We start from the raw sequence: 22,611 nt of genomic DNA, 5'->3' as shown, positions 1-22,611 counted from the left end.
AAGCCAGATGCTCTCCTATATCCTCCGGCGCATCGTCGCGACCTTGCCGGTGATGGCGATCGTCGCTCTGTTCGTGTTCAGCCTGCTCTACATCGCGCCCGGTGATCCGGCCGTGGTGATTGCAGGCGATCAGGCGAGCCCGGAGGATGTGGAGCGCATCCGTCAGAGCCTTGGCCTCGACCGCCCGTTCCTGATCCAGTTTGGTGACTGGGTCTGGCGCATCCTGCACGGCGATCTCGGCACCTCGATCTTCACCAACCTGCCGGTCTCCGCAATGATCGGACAGCGTCTCGGACCGACGCTGTCGCTGATGACCGTCACCCTCCTGCTCACGATCGTCGTCGCGGTGCCGCTCGGAGTGGTGGCTGCGTGGAAGGCGGGAAGCCTGATCGACCGTGCCATCATGGCGTTCGCCGTGTTCGGCTTCTCGTTGCCGGTCTTCGTGGTCGGCTACATGCTCGCCTACATCTTCGCGCTCGAGCTCGAATGGCTTCCGGTGCAGGGCTACACGCCGCTCAGCGATGGCTTTTGGCCGTGGCTGGAGAATTTGATCCTGCCGGCGATCGCGCTCGGCTGCGTCTATATCGCCCTGGTCGCCCGGATCACGCGCGCTGCCATGCTCGAAGTGTTGCAGCAGGATTATATCCGCACCGCGCGCGCCAAGGGGTTGGGGCAGGGCGGTATCCTGTTCATTCACGCACTGAAAAACGCGGCGGTGCCGATCGTGACCGTGATCGGGATCGGCATCGCGCTCCTGATCGGCGGCGCGGTCGTGACCGAAAGCGTGTTCGCGATTCCCGGCCTCGGCCGGTTGACGGTGGATGCGATCCTGCGGCGTGACTATCCCGTCATCCAGGGCATCGTGCTGCTGTTCAGCTTCGTCTACGTGCTGGTCAACCTGTTGATCGACGTCATCTACACCCTGGTTGATCCGAGGATCCGCTATTGACCGACACGACCGTTAACACGCAGCCGCTTCCGGCCGGCCTCGTCATCGCACCGCAGCTCCCGGAGCTGCTGCAGCCGGTTAGGATCCGGCGCGGCATCATCGGCTTTCTGCGCGGCCATCCAACGGTCGCGATCGGCGGCGCGCTGCTCATTGTGCTCATCCTGATCGGGATCTTCGCGCCGTATCTTGGAACCGTCGATCCGACCGCGCTGGCCCCCGCCAAGCGCACCCGCGCGCCGTCGGCCGATTTCTGGTTCGGCACCGACGTGCTCGGCCGCGACATCTATTCGCGCGTGCTCTATGGAGCACGAGTCTCACTCACGGTTGGTCTATCGGTTGCGACACTTGCCTCGTTTGCCGGCCTCGCGATCGGCGTCGTGTCCGGCTTCGTGCGCTGGGCCGACGGCGTCGTGATGCGGTTCATGGACGGGTTGATGGCGATCCCGCCGATCCTGCTGGCGATCGCGCTGATGGCGTTGACGCGAGGCAGCGTCGGCAACGTCATCCTGGCCATCACCATCGCCGAGATCCCGCGCGTCTCGCGCCTCGTGCGCAGTGTCGTGCTTTCGCTGCGCGAGCAGCCGTATGTGGACGCGGCCGTGGCCTGCGGCACGCGTACGCCGATGATCATCCTGCGCCATATCCTGCCCAACACGCTCGCGCCGATGCTGGTCCAGGCGACCTACATCTGCGCCAGCGCCATGATCACGGAGGCGATCTTGTCGTTCATCGGCGCCGGCACGCCGCCCACCGTTCCGTCCTGGGGCAACATCATGGCCGAGGGCCGCGCGCTGTGGCAGGTCAAGCCCTACATCGTGTTCTTTCCTGCGGCTTTCCTGTCCGTCACCGTGCTCGCCGTGAACCTGCTCGGCGATGGTCTTCGCGATGCGCTCGATCCGCGCATGGCCAAGCGTCTCTAGCGCGTCGAGTCGAATCGCGATGGCCTTGCTCGAAGTCGAGAATCTGCAAACCCACTTCCGCACACCCGGCGGCATCAACCGCGCGGTCGAAGGCGTGTCGTTCCACGTCAACGAAGGCGAAACGCTGGCGATCGTCGGCGAGTCCGGCTGCGGCAAGTCGGTCACCTCGATGTCGCTGATGCGGCTGATCCCGGAGCCGCCGGGCCGGATCGCGGGCACCATCCGCTTCGCGGGCAGAGACCTGCTGCAGCTTTCCGATCGGGAGATGCGCGCCATTCGCGGCAACGACGTCTCGATGATCTTCCAGGAGCCGATGACGAGCCTCAATCCGGTTCTGACTGTCGGCCGGCAGATCCGCGAAACGCTGATGATGCATCAGGGCCTCGACAAGCAGAAGGCCGAAGCGCGCGCAATCGAGATGCTCACGCTGGTCGGCATCCCCGAGCCGAAGCGGCGCGTGCGCGAATATCCGCATCAGCTCTCCGGCGGCATGCGCCAGCGTGTGATGATCGCGATCGCGCTCGCATGCAATCCAAAGCTTTTGATCGCGGACGAGCCGACCACCGCGCTCGATGTGACGATCCAGGCGCAGATCCTTAAACTGATGCTGGATCTCAAGAGCCGGGTCGGTGCGGCGATCATCCTGATCACCCACGATCTCGGCGTCGTCGCCGAGATCGCCGAGCGTGTCATGGTCATGTATGCCGGCCGCAAGGTCGAGGAGGCGCCGGTGGCCGAGCTGTTTCGCGCGCCGCGCCATCCCTACACGCAAGGCCTGCTCGGCGCGGTGCCGAGGCTCGGCTCCTCGCTCTCCGGTGCCTCGAAACGGCTGGCCGAGATTCCCGGCCAAGTGCCGGATCTGCGCAAGCCGATCACCGGCTGTGTCTTTGCCGGACGTTGTCCGCTGGTGACCGATCTTTGTCGCCAATATGCGCCGGGCCTCGAAGAGAAGGGCCCTCGACATATCGCCGCCTGTCACTACGCCGCCAAAGGAGCCGCCGCGGCATGAGTCCTCCGCTGCTCCAGGTCAATGACCTCAAGAAGCATTTTCCGGTGCGCGCCGGCTTGTTCGGCCGCAGGTCCGAGCGGGTCTACGCGGTGGACGGGGTGTCCTTCGAGATCGAGCGCGGCGAGACGCTGTCGCTCGTGGGCGAATCCGGCTGCGGCAAGTCGACGGTCGGCCGCGCCATCCTGCGTCTCATCGACGTCACGGCCGGCCAGGTGATCCTCGACGGCCAGCGCATCGATGACGCCTCACCGCGCGCCCTCCGCCAGATGCGCCGCCGCGTGCAGGTCGTGTTCCAGGATCCGTTCTCGAGCCTCAATCCGCGGATGCGCGTGCGCGACATCCTGGCCGAGCCAATCCGCAATTTTGGTCTTGCGAAGTCGGCAACCGACCTCGAGGCACGCGTGGCGTCGCTGATGGACACCGTGCGGCTGCCGCGCGAGGCGCTGAACCGCAGGCCGCACGAGTTTTCGGGCGGCCAGCGTCAGCGCATCGGGATCGCGCGGGCGCTCGCGGCCGACCCCGAGCTGATCGTCTGCGACGAGGCGGTCTCCGCGCTTGATGTCTCCGTGAAGGCGCAGATCGTCAACCTGCTACAGGACCTCCAGCGCGAGTTCGGCCTCGCGCTGCTCTTCATCAGCCATGATCTGGCGATCGTCGAGCACATGACCCATCGCGTCGCGGTGATGTATCTCGGCAAGATCGTCGAGCTGGCGCCGAAGCAGGAGATCTTCGCCGCGCCGAGACATCCTTACACCCAGGCGCTGCTGTCGGCGGTGCCGGTGCCCGAGCCGGGCGCTGCGCGCAGCCCGATCATCCTGCGCGGCGACGTGCCCAGCCCGATCCGCCCGCCGAGCGGATGCCGCTTCCACACCCGCTGTCCGTTTGCTTTCGATCGCTGCCGGACCGAAGAACCGCAGCTCCGCGCCACCGGAAGCAATCAATGGGTGGCGTGTCATCTTGAGGAGCCGCCGCAGGGACTCAACCCTGGCGGCGCAGGAAGCCGGTGATCGTGACCTTTTCCCAGATGCCTGCGGCGGCGAAAGGATCGGCGCGGTTGAAGGCTTCGACCTCGGCGCGGCCGGGAGCTTCGATCAGGAACAGGCTGCCGATCATGGTCTGGCCGTCGTCCGAGACAAGGGGGCCCGACATCACGATCTTGACGCCAAAGCGCGAGGTGTCGCTCAGGAAGGCCTTGTGGGCGTCGTAGTTGGAAAGCCGGATCGGCAGCGCGCCGGCGCGGTCGAGCGCGTGAATTGCGAACAGCATTGTAACTCCAGTCTTGATGGACGGCCGCAGAGAGCGGCCGTCCAGGCTTGCGATGATGTGCGGAGTCTATTTGCTGCCGAGCTTGCCGGCCTCCTCGAAGGTCGGGCAGCTCCGCTGCTCCAGCGGAACATCGAACGGCTTGTAATTGTCCTTGGTGATGACGGTCGGCTTCAGCACGATCTCGTTGATGACCGGCTGGTCGCGCAGGGAGCGGATCGCCATCATGGTGCCGAGGCAACCCTGCGCAAAGCCGTTATAGTCGCCGCTGGCGAGCAGCTTGCCCGACTTGATGGCGTCGATCGCCTCCTTGGTGCCGTTGATGCCGATCACCTGCGCCTTGCGGTTCGCGCCGTCGAGGGCCTCGATCGCGCCGACCGCCATGGCGTCGTTGGCGGCGAGAACGCCGTCGATCTGCGAGTTGGACTGCATCAAATTCTCCATCACCTGGAGCGCCTGGAGCCGCTGGTAGTTGCCCGGCTGCGAGGCCAGCAGCTTGGCACCCGGATTCTCCTTGATGGCGTCGTTGAAGCCTCTGATACGGTCGACGTTGGTCAGCGAGCCCTTGACGCCCTCGATGATGACGATGTTGCCCTTGCCGCCGAGCGTCTTGAGGAGATAGCGCGCGGTCTCGAGGCCGAGGCTGTAATCGTCGGCGCCGATGAAGGAGACGAACTTGCCGCCGGCGGAGCGGTCGGTGATGTTGACCACCGGGATCTTGGCCTCGTTGATCTTCTCGACCCCCGGCACCATGGCCTTGTAGTCGACGGGGATGAAGACGATCGAGCTCGGCTTCTTCACCACGACGTCCTCGATCTGGCTGAGCTGCTCGGGGATCGAGTCGGGCTTGGTCGGGATGTAGTGCAGCGTCTTGGCGTTCATCGTCTTGGCCGCAACGTCGGCGCCGACCCGCACGGTCTGGAAATAGGGATTGGTCTGGTTCTTGGTGAAGACGGCGATGGTCTCGCCGTCGGCGCGGGCCTGCGTGGTCAACGCGGCGACCATCAGAAGCGGCAGTGCCAGGTAGCCCAGTTTCCGGTGTCTCATGTCGTCTCCATCCCTCATTTTGGCTTGTTGGATATCAGGAACTCATTGCCCGCGGCGCCGGGTCTTCATGTCCAGCCAGACGGCGAGAATGACGATGATGCCGGTGACGAGCGGCTGCCAGTTGGCGCTGACCGACAAGAGGTTCATGCCGTTCAACACCAGCGTCAGGATCAGCGCGCCGACGAAGGTGCCGAACACGGTGCCGAGGCCGCCGAACAGCGATGTGCCGCCGATCAGCACGGCCGCGATCGCGGGCAGCGTCAGGCTCTCGCCGATATCGGCCTCGGCCGAATTGAGCCGCGACAGGAAGATGATAGAGGCTAGGCCCGCCATGGTGCCGGACACGGCATAGACGAGGAGCAGGCGCCGGGCGACCGGAATGCCGGAGAGCCGTGCCGCGACTGGATTGGCGCCGATCGCATAAATCTCCTGGCCCCAGATCGTCCGCTGCGCGAACAGTGTCCCGATCGAAAGGAAGATCAGGAGCAAATAAACCGGGATCGGCAGGCCGAAGAGATAGCCGCTGCCGATCTGACGGAAGCCGGCGGGGAAGCCGTGGATGGTGTCGCCGGCCATGTACCAGTAGGTGAGGCCGTTCAGCACCCACAGCATGCCATAGGTGGCGATGAAGGAGGGGATGCGCAGCGCGGTGACCATGATGCCGTTGAGCAAGCCGACGACGCCGCCGACGACCAGCGCGGTGAGGATGCCGAGCACGGGCGAGCCGGTCTGGTGGATCACCGTGCCGGCGAGGCAGGCGGACAGCGCGACATTGGCACCGACGGAGAGATCGAGGCCCGCGGTCAGCACCACCAGCGTCAGGCCTGACGCGATGAAGAAGGTCAGGCTCGCCTGTCGCAGCACGTTGAGGATGTTGCCGAGGCTCAGGAAGGAATCGCTGAGCACCGCAAGCACAGCGCAGATCAGGAACGCGGCGAGCAGGCGATAGCAGAGCTGGATCGCGTCCTGCGACAGGAACGAGCGGGGCGGTGCGATGGTCTCTTTGGTGATGTCGGTCATGACCGGCTCCGAAGGCCATCGAGGAACAGTGCGACGATGACGAGGACGCCGACGCTCGCGACCTGCACCGAGGACGGCAGCGAGATCAGGTTCAACCCGTTGCGCAGCACGCCCACCGCGATCACGCCGAGCACGGTGCCGAGCAGCCAGCCATTGCCACGCTCGAACGAGGTGCCGCCGACCGCCACGGCTGCGATGGCGTCGAATTCGAGGCCGAGACCCGCGGTCGGATGCCCGGAATTCATGCGCGCGGTCATCAAAAGGCCGGCGATGCCGGCCATGGCGCCGCCGATCGCATAGACCGCGATCAGGAGCCGGTTCGCGGAGAGGCCGGCATAGCGCAGTGCCTCGCGATTGCCGCCGAGGGCGAAGATGTAGGTGCCGAAGCGGGTATGATAGAGCAGGACGTGAAACGCTGCATAGGTGACGAGCGCCATCACGATCGGCACAGGAACGCCCAGAAGCGTTGCGGAATAGATGTCCCGTACGCTGTGGGGGATGCCGACCACGCTCTGGCCGTCGCTGACGATCAGCGACAGGCCCTGTGCCATGCCGAGCGTGCCGAGTGTCGCGACGAAAGGCGGAATGCGGAGGATCGCAACCAGCCAGCCGTTGACGGTGCCGAAGGCCGCGCCGACCAGCAGGCCCGCGCCCAGGCCCAGCAGCATCGACTTGGTCGCGAGCGACACGATCGCAACGCAGAGCGAGGTCAGCGTCAACACCGCGCCCATCGACAGATCCAGGCCTTCCGTCATGATGATCAGCGTCATCGGCAGCGCGAGCATGGTCAGGATCGTCGACTGCACCAGCACGTTGGAGAGGTTGGCGACCGACAGGAAGCCCGGCGCGAGCACGCCGAACAGCGCGATCAGAAGCACCAGCACGATGGCGACGCCGGGAATGCGTTGCAGCGGATTTGGTTGTGATGCGACCGCGGCCTCACGCATGATGCATCCCCAGTCGCACGATGTTTTCCTCCGTCAGCTCATTGCGCGTCAGATGCCCGGCGATACGGCCCTCGCGCATCACATAGGCGCGGTCGCAGACATGGCAGATCTCGACCTGCTCGGACGAGATCATCAGCGCCGCCGCGCCTTCGGCGACCAGACGGTCGATCAGGGCGAAGATCTCGGATTTGGCGCCGATGTCGATGCCCCGCGTCGGCTCGTCGAAGATGAAGAGCTTTGCGCCGGCCGCCAGCCACTTGCCGATCACGACTTTCTGCTGATTGCCGCCGGAGAGCAGGCCGGCGGTCTGACGCGCGCTCGGCGTCGCGATACGGAGCTGTCGGATCAGGCTGTCGGATGTGCGCAATGCATTGCGCTGGTCGAACAGGCCGCTCGGGAACAGCTTTCGCAACGCCGAGACGACGAGATTGTCGCTGACGGAGCGGAGCAGCGCGAGCCCCTCGCTCTTGCGGCTCTCCGGGATCAGCGCGATGCCGCGGCGGGCCGCGATGTCGGGCTCTCCGGAGATCGCCTTGCCGTCGAAGATGATCTCGCCGGAGGTCACGGGATCCGCGCCGAAGATGGCGCGCGCGACCTCGCTGCGACCCGAGCCGACAAGGCCACACAGGCCGACGATCTCGCCCTGGCGCACCTCGATGTTGATGTCGGAAATGCCGGTCGGCGCCGCCAGATCCTTGACCCTGAGCAGCACCTCGCCAGCCTTGTCGGCAAAATTGCGCGGATAGGTCATGTCGACGTTGCGGCCGACCATCATGCGGACGAGCTGGTCCGGGGTGACGTCGGCGGGGCGGACGCCGTCGATGCGACGACCGTCGCGCAGCACGGTGATGCGGTCGCCAAGCGCGAATACTTCGGCCATGCGGTGGGAGATGTAGACGATGGAAACGCCATCGGCCTTCAGCCGCGCGATCAGCGCGAACAAGAGTTCGGTCTCGCGGTCGGACAGCGCCGCGGTTGGCTCGTCCATCACCAGGATGCGGGCGTTCTGGCTGATCGCTTTCGCAATCTCGACCATCTGCTGCTGCGCCACGCCAAGCTTGTCGACGGTGATGGCGGGATCAATGTCGAAGCCGATCGTGTCGAGCACGCGCCTGGCGTCGGCCAGGATCCTGCGGCGGTCGATCGTGCCGGGAATGCGCCCCTTCGGCTCGCGGCCGAGGAAGATGTTTTGCGCGATATCGAGATGGGGGACGAGCGAGAATTCCTGGAAGATCACGGCAATGCCGAGCTTCTGCGCGTCGGCGGCCGAGCTGATCGCGACCTTTTCACCCTTGTAGAAGAACTCGCCGGCATCGGCGCGATAGGCGCCGCACAGCACCTTCATCAGGCTTGACTTGCCGGCGCCGTTCTCGCCGAGCAGCATGTGGACCTCGCCGGGGAAAACGGCGAAGGACACGTCGTCCAGCGCCTTGACGCCGGGAAATTCCTTGCTGATGCCGCGCAGCTCCAGCAGCGGCGCGGGCGAGGGGGCCTCAGTGGGCAAGATCGCCGTGCTCATGCCTGGGCTCCGCCTGCAAAGATCTTTCCGGGGTTCATCAGGCCGTTCGGATCGAGTGCCCGCTTGATCGATCGCATCACATCGACGGCTTCGCCGAGCTCGTCGGCGAGATAGTCGATCTTGCCGAGCCCGATGCCGTGCTCGCCGGTGCAGGTGCCGTCCATGGCAATGGCGCGGCCGACCATGCGGGCCTGCAGCGCCTTGGCGGCTTCGGCCTCATCCAATCTTGCCGGATCGATCAGGATCAGCATGTGGAAATTGCCGTCGCCGACGTGGCCGACGATCGGGGCCGTAAAGCCGTGCTCGTCTGCGTCCCTTCGCGTCTCGGTCAGGCATTCGGCGAGCCGCGAGATCGGCACGCAGACATCCGTGATCACGGCGCGTGCGCCGGGCCGCAAGCCGAGGCCGGCATAGAGCGTGTTGTCACGGGCATGCCAGAGCCGGCTGCGGTCTTCCGGGGCCTTGGCCCAGGCGAAGCCATGACCGCCATGGTCGGCGGCGATGGCCTGCGCGGCCTCGGCTTGCTCGGCGACGGAGGTCTCGGAACCATGGAATTCGAAGAACAGGGTCGGGGCCTCGCGATAGCCGAGCTTTGCATAGGCATTGATGCCCCGCATCATGACATCGTCGAGCAGCTCGATGCGCGCCACGGGAATGGCGGACTGGATCACGGAGATCGCCGTGTCGACGGCATCGTGCAGGGTATCGAAGCTGCAGACCGCCGCCGAGATCGCCTGCGGCACGGGATGGAGCTTGAGTGTGATCTCGGTGATGATCCCGAGTGTGCCTTCCGCGCCGACGAACATCCGCGTCAGATCGTAGCCGGCAGCGGTTTTGCGCGCGCGCTGTGAGGTGCGGATCACGCGCCCGTCGGCCAGCACCACCTCCAGCGCCATGACATTGTCCTTCATGGTGCCGTAGCGCACGGCCATGGTGCCCGAAGCGCGGGTCGATGTCATGCCGCCGATCGAGGCGTCGGCGCCGGGATCGATCGGGAAGAACAGGCCCGTGCCGCGCAGCGCCGCGTTGAGCTGCTTTCGCGTGATGCCGGGCTGCACGACGACGTCCATGTCGCTCTCATGCACCGCCAGCACCTTGTTCATGCGCGCGAAGTCGAAGCAGACGCCGCCCGCGACCGACGCCGCGTTACCCTCAAGCGAGGTGCCGGCGCCAAAGGGTATGATCGGCATACTCGCGCTGCCACACAGCTTGACGATCTCGGCGACCTCCTGCGTCGTCTCCGGGAACACCACGATGTCCGGCGGCAGGTTGCGATAGTGGGATTCGCTCTGCCCATGCTGATCGAGCACGCCGCGCGCAACGCTCGCGCGCGGGCCAATCATGCCTGTGAGGCGATCGGCCAATGCTGCTGTGCTGACCCGCGGTCCCATCCTTGCTCCCTCTCTGCCCCCGATGCCGGACTCTTGTCGGTCCGTTCCGCTACCGTCCGGCTTAGGCGGCTTGCACGTTGCTCGCAACCTGCTTCAAGCCGAAATCATAGTTGAGATGAAAATACGCGCTATCCACCATGCGACCATCCGGCGCACGGCCGGGCGGGTGGCGGACGAACTCGCGGATCAGGCTGTCCTTGACGCCGAACACCACGTCACTGTCGAGATACTGGTCGCCGGCAACGAATACGTGGGTCACGAGCTGCTCGAAGCCCGGTGCGGAGATCATGAAATGCACGTGCGCGGGGCGCCAGGGATGGCGACCCTGCGCCTCGAGCATCTCGCCGACCGGGCCGTCATGCGGAACAGGATAGGCGGCGGGCTTGATCGACCAGAAATGGAAGCGGCCGTTGGCGTCGGTGTGGAAGCGTGCGCGCATGGCGAGATCGCCGCCGATGTCGTCGAGCTGCTGCACGTCGTAATAGCCGTCATCGTCGGAATGCCAGACGTCGACAATGGCGCCCGCAAGTGGCCGTCCATCGACGGTCGAGACCGAGCCGGTGACCAGCATCGGGTCGCCCTCCATCGGGCCCGAGATATCCGCGCCGCTGTCCTTCTCCGGCGCGGCCTGCACGAAGAACGGCCCCAGCACCGTGGTCTCGGTCGCACCTTCCGGCATCGGATGGTTGATCGCGTCGACCAGCATGGAGACGCCGAGCGTGTCCGACAGCAGAATGAACTCCTGGCGCTTGTCATCGCACATGTGACCCGTGCGGGTCAGGAAATCGATGCCGTATTCCCATTCCTTCTGGGTCGGGCGCACCTCGCGCACGAAGGCATGAAGATGGCGCACCAGCGCCTCGCTGACCTCTTTGATCCGCGGATCCGTCGCGTCCTTGATCCGCTCCAGCACTGCGTCCGTGATCGTGTTCTCGTTGAAGTTACGCATATGTGCCTCCGTGGATCAGAGTTTGGGCTCGCCGAGGCCGGACAGCCGCTCGAGATGCTTGACGGTTGCGATAAAGTCGGTCTCGCCGTCGCCTTGCGCGACCAGCGAACCGTAGGTCTCGCGCACCTGGGCCGCGAGCTGCAGCGGCACGCCGACGGCGTGGCCGGCCCCTAAGATCAGATCGAGATCCTTCGCCATCTGCTTGCAGGAGAAGGTGGACTCGAAATCGCGGGTCCGGAGCGGTGCGGTCTTGTACTTCACCATCGGCGAGGCGACCGCGCTGTCGTCGAGCACTTTCAATATGTCCTGCCAGGCGATGCCGCCCTTGCGTGCCAGCGCCAGGCTCTCGGCCATCATGGCTGCGGAGACTGCAATCATCAGATTGACGGCGAGCTTGGCGTAGCGCGCCTCTTCGCCGGGCCCGAGATAGGTCTGGGCGCGGGTGAAGGCGGCGAACAGCGGTTTTGTGCGCTCGAAGGCGTCCTTGGGGCCCGAGACGAAGCAGGTCAGCGCGCCGGTGTGAACGATGCTGGCATTGCCGGAGACCGGCGCGCGCAGGTAGATGACGCCGCGCGCCTGCGCGGCCGCATCGACCTCGGCGGACGCCTCGGCGCTTACGGTGCTGGTCTCGATCAGCACGGCGCCAGGGGCCATCGCGCCGATGAGTCCGGTGGGGCCGAGCATCACGGCGCGCAACGCCGCGTCATCGGGCAGGGACGTGACGACCGCAGCCCTGCCGTTCACCGCATCAGTGGGCGAAGCGGCTGTCGAAATGCCTTGCGTGCGCGCCTCGTTGAGCCGCGCGGCGCTCTGATCGAAGGCGGTCACGGCGTAGCCGGCCTTGGCGACGAGCACCGACATCGGCAGGCCCATCTTGCCGATCCCGATAAAGGCGACATTCTTCGAAGCGTCTGTCATTGTTGTTGTCCGTTGGCGCCGCTAGGCGGCGCGTCCCTGTCGTTCGATGTCCTGCACCAGCCGCTGGCCGGATTGCGCGAGCAGCGCTTTCTTCGTCTCCAGCCCCTCAACCAGCAGCCGACCGTTCCGTTTCTTCCAGGTGCCGCCGATCATGACGGCCTCGATATTGGCGAGGCTCGTCTGCATCACGACGGTGGAAACGGGATCGTGCACCGGGAAGAGATTGAGATCGGACGCATTGATGATGACGAGGTCGGCGAGTTTGCCCGGTGTCAGCGAGCCGATCTGGTCCTCGCGGCCGAGCATGCGCGCGCCTTCCGTCGTGATCCAGTGCAGCGCCTCGCGCGCCGGAATCGTGGTGGTCGCCGGAATCGTGCCGTTGGCCCTGCGTGTCTCAGCGTTGTCGAGCGCCCGCTGCATCGAGAGCGCGACGCGCGCGGCCGAGAAGAGATCGCCAGCCAGCACGGATTCGAGATCGATGCCGATCGTCGGGCGCACTCCGCGCTTGAAGAGCCGTCCGGTGATCGGAAAGCCGTGGCCCTGGATCATCTCGTTCTCCGGCGTCACCGAGAACGACACGCCGAGACCGACCAGGCGATCGAGGAGATCGTCAGGCAGGTCGTTGCCATGGACGATGTTGATGCCGGGGCCGACCAGGCGCGCCTCGATCAGCTTCTCCCAGCCGCCGGGCGTCTTGGCCGGACCGCCGCCCTGGTGCATCGATGCGATCAGGTTGAGTTCCCGCGCGAGGCGGAAGTCATGCATGGCGACATCGAGCGTCGAATAGTGCGGGCCGAGAATGGCGAGTCCAACCGTAACGAGACCGTCGCGGTCGGCGAGGGGGCCTGCCAGCAACCGCTCGACCTCGCGGCGTGGATGCGGAATCTCAGAGAAATGCGGCTCGCCAGGCTTCGGCTCGGGCTTCGGTGAGCCGTGGAAGAAGGCGGCGCGGATGCCACTCTCGATCAGGCCGCGCACGGCGGCGTCAGTGTGGTTGGGCGTCGGATTGTTGTGACACCAGTCGACCAGCGTGGTGGTGCCGCAATTGATCTGGTTCAGCGCGCCGACCAGCGTCGCGATGTAGATGTCCTCGGGCCGGAACACGGTTGCGAGGCCGGCATGCATGCGGCGGAAATATTCGAGCAGGGTCCAGTTCGCTGCGTAGCCGCGCAGCGCCGTCTGCCAGGTGTGCATATGCGCGTTGATAAGGCCGGGGATGACGATGCGCCCCGTACCGTCCACGATCTCGGTGTCGGCCGTGCCGCTGCCGAGATCGATCGATGGACGGACGTCAACGATGCGATTTCGCTCGACCAGCACGTCGCCGGTGCGAAGATCGCCAATCCTGTCATCCATGCTGATGACGACGGCGGATTTGATCAGCGTGCGTCGCATCGAATCAAGCCGCCGTTTTGGTTGCGCTCGGCGGATCGCCGGCCCAGGCACGCGCGATCAGGTCGCGGATGGCATTGCGCTCGAGCGGGCGCGGATTCCAGTAGGCGTTAGTGACCGCGAGATCAGCCGCCTTGTCGATGCCGCCCTCGGGCATGCCGACATCGCGCAGCGCAAGCTTTGCATTCAGCCGCTTCGCCAGATCGTAGAGTCCACGCGAAGCATCGGCGGCGCCGATCGCGCGCGAGATGCGCGCCATCGCATCGGGCACGGCGGGTGCGTTGTAGGCCAGCGCATGCGGCAGCACGATGGTGTGCGTCTCGGCGTGCGGCAAATCGAAGGTGCCGCCGAGGGTATGGCAGAGCTTGTGATGTAGCGCCATACCGACCGTGCCGAGGCAGACGCCGCACAGCCAGGCGCCATAGAGCGCCTCGGTGCGCGCCTCGCGGTCGTCGCTCTTGGCGGCTATCGCGGGCAGGGCGCGCGCGAGTGCGCGGATGCCTTCCTCCGCCATCAGCGAGGTGACGGGATTGGCGTCGCGCGCGTAAAGCGCTTCCACCGCATGCGCGATCGCGTTGATGCCGGAGGTCGCAGTGAGGCTCACCGGCAGCGTCAAGGTGAGATCGACGTCGTAGATCACGGTTTCAGGCAGCACCGCAGCATCGCGCACCGTGGTCTTCAGGCCGTTCTCGGTCTGACCGACGATCGGCGTCATCTCCGATCCGGCGTAAGTGGTGGGAATGCAGAGCTGGTTGACGCCGGTGCGCAGGGCCAGCGCCTTGCCAAGGCCGGTGGTCGATCCACCGCCGAGCGACACGACGCAGTCGGCATCGCACGCCTTCATGGCGGCAAGCGCCTGCTCCGTGACGTCGACCGGCGTATGCATGGTCGCGCCGGGAAAGATGCCGGCATAGAGTGGGCCAAGCGCCGCGCCGAGGCTTTTGCCCTGCGTCTCCTGCTGCGGCGTCGTCAGCACCAACGCGCGCTTGCCGCCGAGTCGCTCGACCTCGGCTTTGGCCGCGGCGAGCGTCCCGGTGCCGAACACGACACGGCAGGGGAGGTTTTCAAAGGTGAACGAACCGATCATGTGCCGGTCTCTTTGATGGGATAATCGACCTGGAAGCGACCGGTTCGCAAGTCGCCGAGCGCCTCGCGCACGCGCAGATGTTCCGGATGGTTGGCGTACGCGGCAAGCGCGGCCTGATTGGCAAACTCCGAGAACAGCACGACGTCGCAGGCGTAATCGACGGCGCTGACGTCGACGCCGACCTCGATGTGGGTGAGGCCGTCGATCCGGCCCTTGAGGCCTTCGAACAAGGTCTTGACCTTGAGCCGGGCGGCGGAGCGCTCCTCGGGGGTTTCCCCGCGCAGCCGCCACATCACGATGTGCCTGATCGGGCCCGACATTTTCCTGATTCCTCGCCTGCCGCTCTGCTTGTTTGCGCGGCATTTTGCCTTGCAGAACACGGAAATAAAGGCCAATAATTGTAAGTCTCTTTTTCGATATGTGAAAAAATGGACCGCTTGCTGCAGCTTGAAGTGTTCTCCAAGACGGCTGAGCTCGGCAGCCTCTCCAAAGCCGCCGAGGCGCTGCGGATGTCGAATGCGGCTGCCAGCCGCTATCTAGGTGCGCTGGAGGAGCGCCTTGCAGTCCGGCTGATCGAGCGCAACACCCGCCGATTGTGGTTGACGGAAGCGGGGCAGGAGCTGCTCGAACGTTGCGGTCCGGTTCTGAACGAATTGGCCGAAGCCGAGGACATCGTCAGCGATCGCGCCTTGTCGCCTCAGGGCATGCTGCGCGTCACCAGCTCGCTCTCCTTTGCGGTGATCTATCTGGCGCCGATGCTGCCGGCGTTTCGCGCGCGCTACCCGAAGCTCAACCTGCAGATCACCACCGCGAACCGATACCCGGATTTCATCGAGGCGGGCATCGACGTGGCGATCCGGACGCGCGAGCAGGAACCGGATTCGAACATCGTCGTGCGCCGTATCGGGCAGATGCGCCGTGTGCTGGCGGCCGCGCCGTCTTATCTCGCAAGCTGCGGCCGGCCGGAACAGCCGGCCGACCTCGCGCGTCACAACATGCTGGTCTACAACCTTGCCAACGATCCCTATTCCCTGCGCCTGCGCAAAGGCAATGGAGCGCAGACCATCCGCATCACGCCGACGCTCGACAGCAATGACGGCCAGGTCATCCGCGGCGCGGCACTGGCAGGGCTCGGCATCCTCATCCAGCCGCTCTACATCGTTCAGAGCGACATCGCGGCGGGCCGTCTCGTCCCGGTGCTGATGGATTGGGAGCTGCCTCTGCTCACCATGAACATCGCGTATCAGAACCGCGCCGGGCTGCCGGCCAAGATCAGGGTCTTTTCAGACTTCCTGGTGACTTACATCCGCGAGCATTCGGAGCCGGGGATCTGGATGGATGCAACGAAGTGAGCAAGATACATTCTCGAATTCAGACTGCTTCCAAGAAGGCACATCCATTTGAAAGCCAGGACATCCGGCACCGCGTGGCGACATGCCAATATCGGTCGCCTGCTCAATAACGCAGTGCGACGTTTCGAAGGTCGCGTGCTCGAATTGATGAGCGACAGGGGGCACGACGAAACGCGCATCGCGCATGTCAGCCTGACCCGCAATCTCGATGTGGAGGGGACGAGGCTCACCGAGCTTGCCCGCCGCGCATCCATGAGCAAGCAGGCGATGGGTGAGCTGGTCGATCAATGCGCCGAGCTCGGCCTCGTCGATCGCATTGCCGATCCGACAGATCGGCGCGCCCGTATCGTCATGTTCACGCCGGCCGGGATCAAATGGTTAGATGCGTTTCGCGATGCGGTCGACATTGCCGAACAGGAAATGCGCGCCGAACTCGGCAAGGCCACGATGGACGCGATCCTGAAGGGCCTCGCCGTCTATGGCGCGAAGTTCGATACGCTCGACGCAGATTAGTCAGGCTACTTGACGATATCGTCAGGCGACCTTACCATGCAGGATAATGCTGGTAGGGAGAAGCGTCTTGGAGATACGTCTGACGGCCTCGGTGCTCATCGTAGGCGGGGGCCCATGCGGGCTGATGCTGGTCAACGAGCTTGGCCGCCGCGGCGTGTCCGCGATCTTGGTCGATGAAAAGCCGGGGACGGCGTTCAATCCGCAGGCCAATGCGACGCAGGCCCGCTCGATGGAGCACTATCGGCGGCTGGGATTTGCCGACGAGATCAGACGAGAAGGCTTGCCTGCCGATTATCCGACCGATGTCGCGTACTTCACCCGTTATGCCGGCTATGAGCTGGCGCGGTTTTCGTTGCCGTCATCGTCACGCGCGAGCGAGCTCATCAAGGGCATGTCCGGCTCCTGGAGCGCCGCCGAACTGCCGCATCGCGTCTCGCAGAAATATGTCGAGGCGGTGCTGCGCCGGCATGCCGAACGGCTCCCTGGAATAAAGCTCAACTACGGTCATCGGCTGGTCAGCTACACCGAGAGCGATGAGGGCATCGTCGGCGACATCGAATGTCTCGATGATGGTCGCCGCTTTCAGCTCCATGCCGATTTCCTGGTCGGCGCCGACGGGCCGCGCTCGATGGTCCGGCAATCGCTCGGGATCGTCTATGGCGGCGAGACGGGAACGCAGCGCGATTTCATGGGCGGGCGGATGCTGGCGGTCTATCTCCGTTCACCTGATTTCTACGCGAACATCCCGCACGCCAAGGCGTGGATGTACAACTGCTTCAATGGCGATCGTCGTGCCTTCATGGCGTCCGTGAACGGTCGCGACGAATTCGCGTTCCATACGCAGCTCCGACCCGACGAAGACGAGAGTGCGATCGCCGTCAACGAGGCCAGGGCCGCGTTCCAGCGTGCCTGCGGCGCGCCGATCGATTGCGACGTGCTCTCGTTCCTGACCTGGACCGCAGGTCACGCGCTGGTCGCGACCGGAATGCAGCGGGGTAGGGTCTTCCTCGGCGGTGACGCGGCGCACCTGTTCACGCCAACCGGTGGGCTCGGCTACAACACCGCGATCGAGGACGCGGTCAATCTCGGCTGGAAGCTCGCAAGCATCGTCAAGGGCGTGAGCCCGGCTGCGCTGCTCGACAGCTACGAGGTGGAGCGGCGTCCGGTGGCACTCCGCAACACCGATTATGCGCGCCGCTTCGCCGACTCGCTCGGTCTGTTTGCGCCCGCGCCGGAGATCGAAGACGCCACGGAAGCAGGCGACGAGGCGCGGCGTAAGGCAGGTATCTATCTCGAGCGGCACGCCCGCGCCGAGTTCAACATCCCCGGCGTTACCTTCGGCGGACGTTACGACGGCTCGCCGGTCATTGTCTCCGACGGCAGCCAGCCGCCGCCCGACGCTGCAAATGTCTATGTCCCGAGCGCCTGTCCCGGCGGCCGCGCGCCGCATGCGTGGCTGGAGGACGGCGTGTCCCTGTACGACCTGTTCGGGTTCGAATGGACGCTGCTTCAGTTTGGGGAGGTCGTGCTCGCTCACACTCCGTTCGCCGAGGCTGTCCGCGCGCTTGGTGTCGACGTGAAACTCGTCACGCTGCCGAGATCCTTGCGCGATCTCTACGAGGCGGATCTCGCACTCATACGTCCTGACCAGATCGTGGCCTGGCGCGGCACCGTATCACAGGCCGGGATGATCGGGCGCGTCCTTGCCCGCGCGCTTGGGCACGGCGCGAGCGAGGGCGCGCGTCTGGCAAGCTGATCGATACCCGCCGCCGCACCCACCTGCGGCGCGCAGCAATAACAACAAAACGACAATGATACCGGAGGAGGACAAATTGACGACAAGGACGCTCGAGGACTACGACGATCATGCGGCCGCCGCTATCGGCGCCGAGCAGACGGCAAGCAGCCGGCGGCGCATTCTGATCGCCGGCACCATCGGTACCGCGATCGAATGGTACGATTTCTTCATCTACGGCCTGATCGCGCCGCTGGTGTTCGACCAGCTTTTCTTCCCGAAGTTCGATCAGCTCACGGCGACCATCGCGGTCTTCGCGACGTTCGCCGTCGGATTCCTGGCGCGTCCGCTCGGCGGGATCGTGTTCGGCCATTTCGGTGACCGCTTGGGTCGCAAATCCGTCCTGTTGTGCACGCTGCTCATGATGGGACTAGCGACCATGTCGATCGGACTATTGCCGACCTACGCCAGCGCGGGTCTGATCGCGACCATCGCGCTCGTCGTGTTGCGCTTCCTTCAGGGCTTTGCCCTCGGCGGCGAGTCGACCGCGGCGATCCTCATGGCGATCGAAACGGCTCCCGGCCACCAGCGCGGCTTCTCGGCCGCCGTGATCCAGGCCGCGGGGCCCGTCGGCGTCGTGCTCGCATCTTCTGCCGCGCTCGCGATCTCGCGGCTGCCGGAGGCGGACCTGCTGTCTTGGGGCTGGCGCGTTCCGTTCCTGATCAGTGCGGTGCTCGTTGCGCTCGGCGTCTACATGCGCTTGCGCATCGAGGAGAGCGCGACGTTCCGCAAGGCGGGGGAAGTTGAAGCCGTGCCCGCCGTCGAGGCGGTGAGGGGACACTGGCGACCGATCCTCATCGTGTTCTTCGCCGAGATGGCGCAGACATCCTATTTCTACCTCACGGCCATCTTCACCATTTCCTTCGCCACGCGCCAGCTCGGCGTCCAAAAGGATGTGATCACGCAGGCCGTGCTGTTCGCAAACCTCGTTGGCCTGATTGCCATGCCGCTCATCGGCGCGTGGTCCGACCGGATCGGACGGAAACGCTTGTTCCTCGCCGGTGTCGCGCTCGCAACCACCTCGATGTTTGCATTCTACGGCGTGGTCGCGAGCCGCAATACGCTGCTGGTGACGGCGGCGCTGATCCTGGCCGCCGGCGTGATCCATCCGCTGATGTTCAGCACCGAAGGCAGCTATTTCCCGGAACTGTTTCCGACCCGTATCCGCTTCACCGGCGTGTCGATCGGAAAGCAGCTCGGAACGGTGCTCGGCGGCGGTATGGCGCCGCTCGTCGCCACCAGCCTGTTTGCGCAAACGGGCACGACCTATGCGATCACCGGATATTACATCGCGCTCGCGCTCGCGGCGATGATCGCGCTCGGCTTTGCGCGCGAAACCAGCAAATCGCGGCTGCTCGGCTAGGCCCGCGCCAACAAAAGGGAGGTTCTCATGGACGTCAGTCTTCTGATCAACGGGCAGGATCAGGCCGCTTCCACCGGCAAGGTGTTCGAACGGCGCAATCCGCTGTCGCAAGAGCTTGCAAGCCGGGCGGCCGGCGCGACGGCTTCCGATGCCGACGCCGCGGTGGCGGCGGCTTCCGCCGCGCTGGCGCAATGGTCGGCGCTCGGCCCGAATGCGAGGCGCGCTCTGCTGCTGAAGGCAGCCGATGCGCTCGAGGCCAAGCGTGACGCGTTCATCCAGATCATGATGGCCGAGATCGGCACCACGGAAGTGTGGTCGGCCTTCAACGTGAAGCTCGCGACCGGCATGCTGCGCGAGGCGGCATCGCTTACCACGCAGATTGCCGGTGAAGTGATCCCGTCGGACAAGCCGGGATGCCTTGCGATGTCGGTTCGTCAGCCTGCCGGCGTATGCCTTGGCATAGCACCGTGGAATGCGCCGATTATTCTCGGCGTTCGCGCGGTGGCAACGCCGCTCGCCTGCGGCAACACGGTAGTGCTCAAGGCCTCCGAAATCTGTCCCGGAACCCACCGACTGATCGGAGAGGTGTTCAGGGATGCCGGCTTCCCGCCTGGTGTTGTGAACGTCGTGACCAATGCGCCAGCCGATGCACCCGCCGTGGTCGAACGTCTGATCGCCAATCCTGCCGTCAGGCGGATCAACTTCACCGGCTCGACCCGCGTCGGCCGCGTGATCGCCGAACTCGCCGGCCGGCATCTCAAACCCGTGCTGCTCGAGCTCGGCGGCAAGGCGCCCCTCGTTGTGCTCGATGATGCCGATCTCGATGCCGCAGTCGCGGCCGTGGTGTTCGGCGCCTTCATCAACCAGGGCCAGGTTTGCATGTCGACGGAGCGCGTGATCGTCGATGAACTCGTGGCCGATCAGTTCGTCGAGAAGCTTGCCAAGAAGGCCAGCGCGCTTCCGGCGGGTGACCCGCGCTCCGGTCCGGTCGTCGTCGGCTCGATGATCGACGAGGCGCCGGCCAAGCACGTGGTTGCGCTGATCGACGATGCGACCGGCAAGGGCGCCGTCAAGCTCGCGGGCGGCGAGCGCGCCGGCACGGTCGTCCCGGCAACGGTGCTCGACCGCGTCGTGCCCGGCATGCGCATCTACACCGAAGAGAGTTTCGGCCCCGTCGTCTCGGTGATCCGCGCGCGCGGCGTGGATGATGCGGTCCGGCTCGCCAATGACACCGAGTACGGCCTCTCGGCGGCCGTGTTCGGCAAGGACGTTGCGCGTGCGCTCACGGTGGCGCAGCGCATCGAAAGCGGCATTTGCCATGTCAACGGACCGACGGTGCATGACGAGGCGCAAATGCCGTTCGGCGGCATGAAGGGATCGGGCTACGGCCGCTTCGGCGGCCAGGCCGGGATCGCTGAATTCACCGACCTGCGCTGGATCACCATCGAGACGCAGCCCCAGCATTATCCCTTCTGATCGCACCACGACACGACGAAGCATGCCAGGAAGACAGTCCATGAATTCGAAAGTTTTGACGGTTCGGGAAGCGACCCTCGGTGTGCTTCGGTCCTTCGGCGTCGATCGTGTCTTCGGCAATCCGGGCTCGACCGAGCTTGCCTTCCTGCACGATTGGCCGGACGACATCGACTACGTGCTCGGTCTGCAGGAAGGCTGCGTCGTCGGCATGGCGGATGGTTATGCGCAGGCGACCGGACGCCCCGCCTTCGTCAACCTGCATTCGGCCGCGGGACTCGGCCATGCGCTCGGCAATCTCTTCACGGCGTTCCGCAACAAGACGCCGATGGTCGTCACGGCGGGGCAGCAGGCGCGCAGCCTGCTGCGGATGCGGCCCTACCTCTTCGCCGAGGACGCCGAACAGTTTCCAAAGCCTTATGTGAAATGGAGTTCGGAGCCTGCGCGGCCTGAGGATGTCCCCGCGGCCATCGCGCAAGCCTTCCTCACCGCCATGCAGCATCCGCGCGGCCCGACATTCGTGTCGGTGCCGTCGGATGATTGGGCGTCCTGCGTCGCTTCCGCCGGTCCGCCATATCGCGATGGAGTTTGCGCCGGATCCGGCTGCGATCATTCGGCTCGGTGCGGCGATCGCAGCGGCAAAGAGGCCTGCATTCGTGGTCGGGCCCGAGGTCGATCGCAACGGCTGCGTCGAGGCGATGGTCGCGGTGGCCGAACGGGTGAGGGCGCCCGTCTGGGCAAGCCCGATGTCGAGCCGGTCGAGCTTTCCGGAACTGCATCCGCAATTCGCGGGCTTCCTTCCGGCTGTGCCAGGAGGGCTCGCCCTTGCCTTGCGTGGGGCCGATCTGATCGTCGTGGTCGGGGCGCCCGTGTTCACCTTCCATGTCGAGGGGCAATGCGAACTGCTCGACGACGGAACGCCGGTATGGCAGATCACCGACGATCCGACCGAGGCCGCATCCGCCGCTGTCGGCGACGCCATCATCAGCACGCTCCCCAAGGCGCTCACTGCGCTACTGTCGGCGCTGCCTGAGATCGCGCAGCGCGATGCGCCCGCCGCGCGCCCACGGCCCGTGATTCCCACAGCGACGAATCCGATTCCACCCGCCTATGCGCTGAGCCGGCTATCGGAGTTGATGCCGCGCGATGCGATCGTGGTGGAGGAGGCGCCGTCGCATCGTCCTGCCATTCAACAGTTTCTGCCGAGACCGGGAGCGGACAGCTTCTACACCATGGCGAGCGGTGGGCTTGGTTACAGCCTGCCGGCGTCCATCGGCGTGGCGCTGGCGCGGCCGGACCATCGCATCGTGGGCCTGATCGGCGACGGATCGGCGATGTATTGCGTGCAGGCAATCTGGACCGCGGCGCAACGTAAGTTGCCGATCACCTTCGTGATCATGAACAATTCCGGCTATGGCGCGATGCGCGCCTTCAGCCAGCTCATGCAGGCACATCGCCCGCCTGGGATCGACTTGCCCGGGCTCGACTTCGTGTCGCTCGCCAAGGGGCTCGGTTGCCCAGGCCGGCGCGTGACTGATGTCGGCGACCTCGATCGCATTCTGACCGAAGCGTTGGCGTCAAGCGGTCCCGCGCTGGTCGATATCGCAGTCGATGACGCCACGACGGACCTGTTCAGCCACTCTCGCTAGAGCGTCAGACGCGCAATCGTCGGCGAGCGGGAAAGCTCGCCGGCGACGTATCGCC

Annotated in this window: 20 protein-coding genes and 1 pseudogene; 10 read left to right on the top strand and 11 right to left on the bottom strand. The window is 65.3% G+C overall.

Going from position 1 to position 22,611, the window contains the following annotated elements; genetic code table 11:
* Positions 1-7 precede the first annotated feature (7 nt).
* The 4 genes from MTX21_RS10805 to MTX21_RS10790 are packed head-to-tail and all read left to right on the top strand — an operon-like array spanning position 8 to position 3,885.
* On the top strand, positions 8-949 hold the full coding sequence (locus tag MTX21_RS10805; protein WP_280964786.1) for an ABC transporter permease: 942 nt from the start codon (positions 8-10) through the stop codon (positions 947-949).
* Positions 946-1,869, top strand: a complete 924-nt coding sequence (locus MTX21_RS10800; protein WP_280964785.1) for an ABC transporter permease — start codon at positions 946-948, stop codon at positions 1,867-1,869. Before MTX21_RS10805 ends, MTX21_RS10800 begins: the two co-directional genes overlap by 4 nt.
* 19 nt (positions 1,870-1,888) lie before the next feature.
* Positions 1,889-2,878: an ABC transporter ATP-binding protein gene (locus tag MTX21_RS10795; protein WP_280964784.1), complete on the top strand. Its 990-nt coding sequence runs from the start codon at positions 1,889-1,891 to the stop codon at positions 2,876-2,878.
* Entirely contained in the window at positions 2,875-3,885 is a 1,011-nt protein-coding gene (locus tag MTX21_RS10790; RefSeq protein WP_280964783.1) for a dipeptide ABC transporter ATP-binding protein, read from the top strand. Before MTX21_RS10795 ends, MTX21_RS10790 begins: the two co-directional genes overlap by 4 nt.
* On the opposite strand, the gene MTX21_RS10785 is transcribed toward MTX21_RS10790, so the two are convergent.
* From MTX21_RS10785 to MTX21_RS10735, 11 genes are all read right to left on the bottom strand, one after another.
* Positions 3,857-4,144, bottom strand: a complete 288-nt coding sequence (locus MTX21_RS10785; protein ID WP_280964782.1) for a YciI family protein — start codon at positions 4,142-4,144, stop codon at positions 3,857-3,859. The genes MTX21_RS10790 and MTX21_RS10785 overlap by 29 nt on opposite strands.
* Before the next feature lie 66 nt (positions 4,145-4,210).
* The gene (locus tag MTX21_RS10780) at positions 4,211-5,188 is read right to left on the bottom strand and encodes a sugar ABC transporter substrate-binding protein (protein WP_280964781.1); all 978 of its coding nucleotides are present in this window, start codon (positions 5,186-5,188) and stop codon (positions 4,211-4,213) included.
* A 42-nt stretch (positions 5,189-5,230) separates the two neighbouring features.
* On the bottom strand, positions 5,231-6,208 hold the full coding sequence (locus tag MTX21_RS10775; RefSeq protein ID WP_280964780.1) for an ABC transporter permease: 978 nt from the start codon (positions 6,206-6,208) through the stop codon (positions 5,231-5,233).
* Positions 6,205-7,155, bottom strand: a complete 951-nt coding sequence (locus MTX21_RS10770) for an ABC transporter permease (RefSeq protein WP_280964779.1) — start codon at positions 7,153-7,155, stop codon at positions 6,205-6,207. Before MTX21_RS10770 ends, MTX21_RS10775 begins: the two co-directional genes overlap by 4 nt.
* Positions 7,148-8,674, bottom strand: coding sequence for a sugar ABC transporter ATP-binding protein (locus tag MTX21_RS10765; RefSeq protein WP_280964778.1), 1,527 nt, complete (start codon positions 8,672-8,674; stop codon positions 7,148-7,150). The genes MTX21_RS10770 and MTX21_RS10765 overlap by 8 nt, the downstream gene beginning before the upstream one ends.
* Positions 8,671-10,065 (bottom strand): FAD-linked oxidase C-terminal domain-containing protein, encoded by a 1,395-nt coding sequence (locus MTX21_RS10760; protein WP_280964777.1) that lies wholly within the window; start codon positions 10,063-10,065, stop codon positions 8,671-8,673. The genes MTX21_RS10765 and MTX21_RS10760 overlap by 4 nt, the downstream gene beginning before the upstream one ends.
* Positions 10,066-10,126: 61 nt before the next feature.
* Positions 10,127-11,014: an intradiol ring-cleavage dioxygenase gene (locus tag MTX21_RS10755; protein ID WP_280964776.1), complete on the bottom strand. Its 888-nt coding sequence runs from the start codon at positions 11,012-11,014 to the stop codon at positions 10,127-10,129.
* A 15-nt stretch (positions 11,015-11,029) separates the two neighbouring features.
* Positions 11,030-11,932, bottom strand: coding sequence for an NAD(P)-dependent oxidoreductase (locus MTX21_RS10750; protein WP_280964775.1), 903 nt, complete (start codon positions 11,930-11,932; stop codon positions 11,030-11,032).
* Positions 11,933-11,953: 21 nt separating this feature from the next.
* Positions 11,954-13,327 carry an amidohydrolase family protein gene (locus MTX21_RS10745; protein WP_280964774.1) on the bottom strand — a complete coding sequence of 458 codons (1,374 nt, stop codon included), beginning with the start codon at positions 13,325-13,327 and terminating at the stop codon, positions 11,954-11,956.
* Positions 13,328-13,331: 4 nt separating this feature from the next.
* Positions 13,332-14,411: a maleylacetate reductase gene (locus MTX21_RS10740; protein ID WP_280964773.1), complete on the bottom strand. Its 1,080-nt coding sequence runs from the start codon at positions 14,409-14,411 to the stop codon at positions 13,332-13,334.
* A complete protein-coding gene (locus MTX21_RS10735; RefSeq protein ID WP_280964772.1) occupies positions 14,408-14,731 on the bottom strand; it encodes a Dabb family protein in 324 nt (107 codons plus the stop codon). Before MTX21_RS10735 ends, MTX21_RS10740 begins: the two co-directional genes overlap by 4 nt.
* 108 nt (positions 14,732-14,839) lie before the next feature.
* On the opposite strand from MTX21_RS10735, the gene MTX21_RS10730 reads away from it, so the two are divergent.
* The 6 genes and pseudogenes from MTX21_RS10730 to mdlC all read left to right on the top strand — a co-directional run bounded on the left by MTX21_RS10730 (position 14,840) and on the right by mdlC (position 22,556).
* The gene (locus MTX21_RS10730; RefSeq protein ID WP_280964771.1) at positions 14,840-15,763 is read left to right on the top strand and encodes a LysR family transcriptional regulator; all 924 of its coding nucleotides are present in this window, start codon (positions 14,840-14,842) and stop codon (positions 15,761-15,763) included.
* A gap of 48 nt (positions 15,764-15,811) precedes the next feature.
* The gene (locus tag MTX21_RS10725) at positions 15,812-16,276 is read left to right on the top strand and encodes a MarR family transcriptional regulator (protein ID WP_280964770.1); all 465 of its coding nucleotides are present in this window, start codon (positions 15,812-15,814) and stop codon (positions 16,274-16,276) included.
* A gap of 46 nt (positions 16,277-16,322) precedes the next feature.
* Positions 16,323-18,032 carry an FAD-dependent oxidoreductase gene (locus tag MTX21_RS10720; protein WP_280964769.1) on the top strand — a complete coding sequence of 570 codons (1,710 nt, stop codon included), beginning with the start codon at positions 16,323-16,325 and terminating at the stop codon, positions 18,030-18,032.
* A gap of 76 nt (positions 18,033-18,108) precedes the next feature.
* A complete protein-coding gene (locus tag MTX21_RS10715; protein WP_280964768.1) occupies positions 18,109-19,434 on the top strand; it encodes an MFS transporter in 1,326 nt (441 codons plus the stop codon).
* Between the two features lie 27 nt (positions 19,435-19,461).
* Complete coding sequence (locus tag MTX21_RS10710) at positions 19,462-20,910, top strand: aldehyde dehydrogenase (RefSeq protein WP_280964767.1); 1,449 nt, start codon at positions 19,462-19,464, stop codon at positions 20,908-20,910.
* Positions 20,911-20,950: 40 nt separating this feature from the next.
* Positions 20,951-22,556, top strand: a pseudogene (gene mdlC / locus MTX21_RS10705) (benzoylformate decarboxylase).
* The last annotated feature ends 55 nt before the right edge of the window (positions 22,557-22,611 follow it).

The sequence above is a fragment of the Bradyrhizobium sp. ISRA430 genome (genome assembly GCF_029909975.1).
Lineage (GTDB): Bacteria > Pseudomonadota > Alphaproteobacteria > Rhizobiales > Xanthobacteraceae > Bradyrhizobium.
The sequence above is the reverse complement of the archived record's forward strand: the minus strand, read 5'-3'. Positions and strand labels throughout refer to the sequence as shown.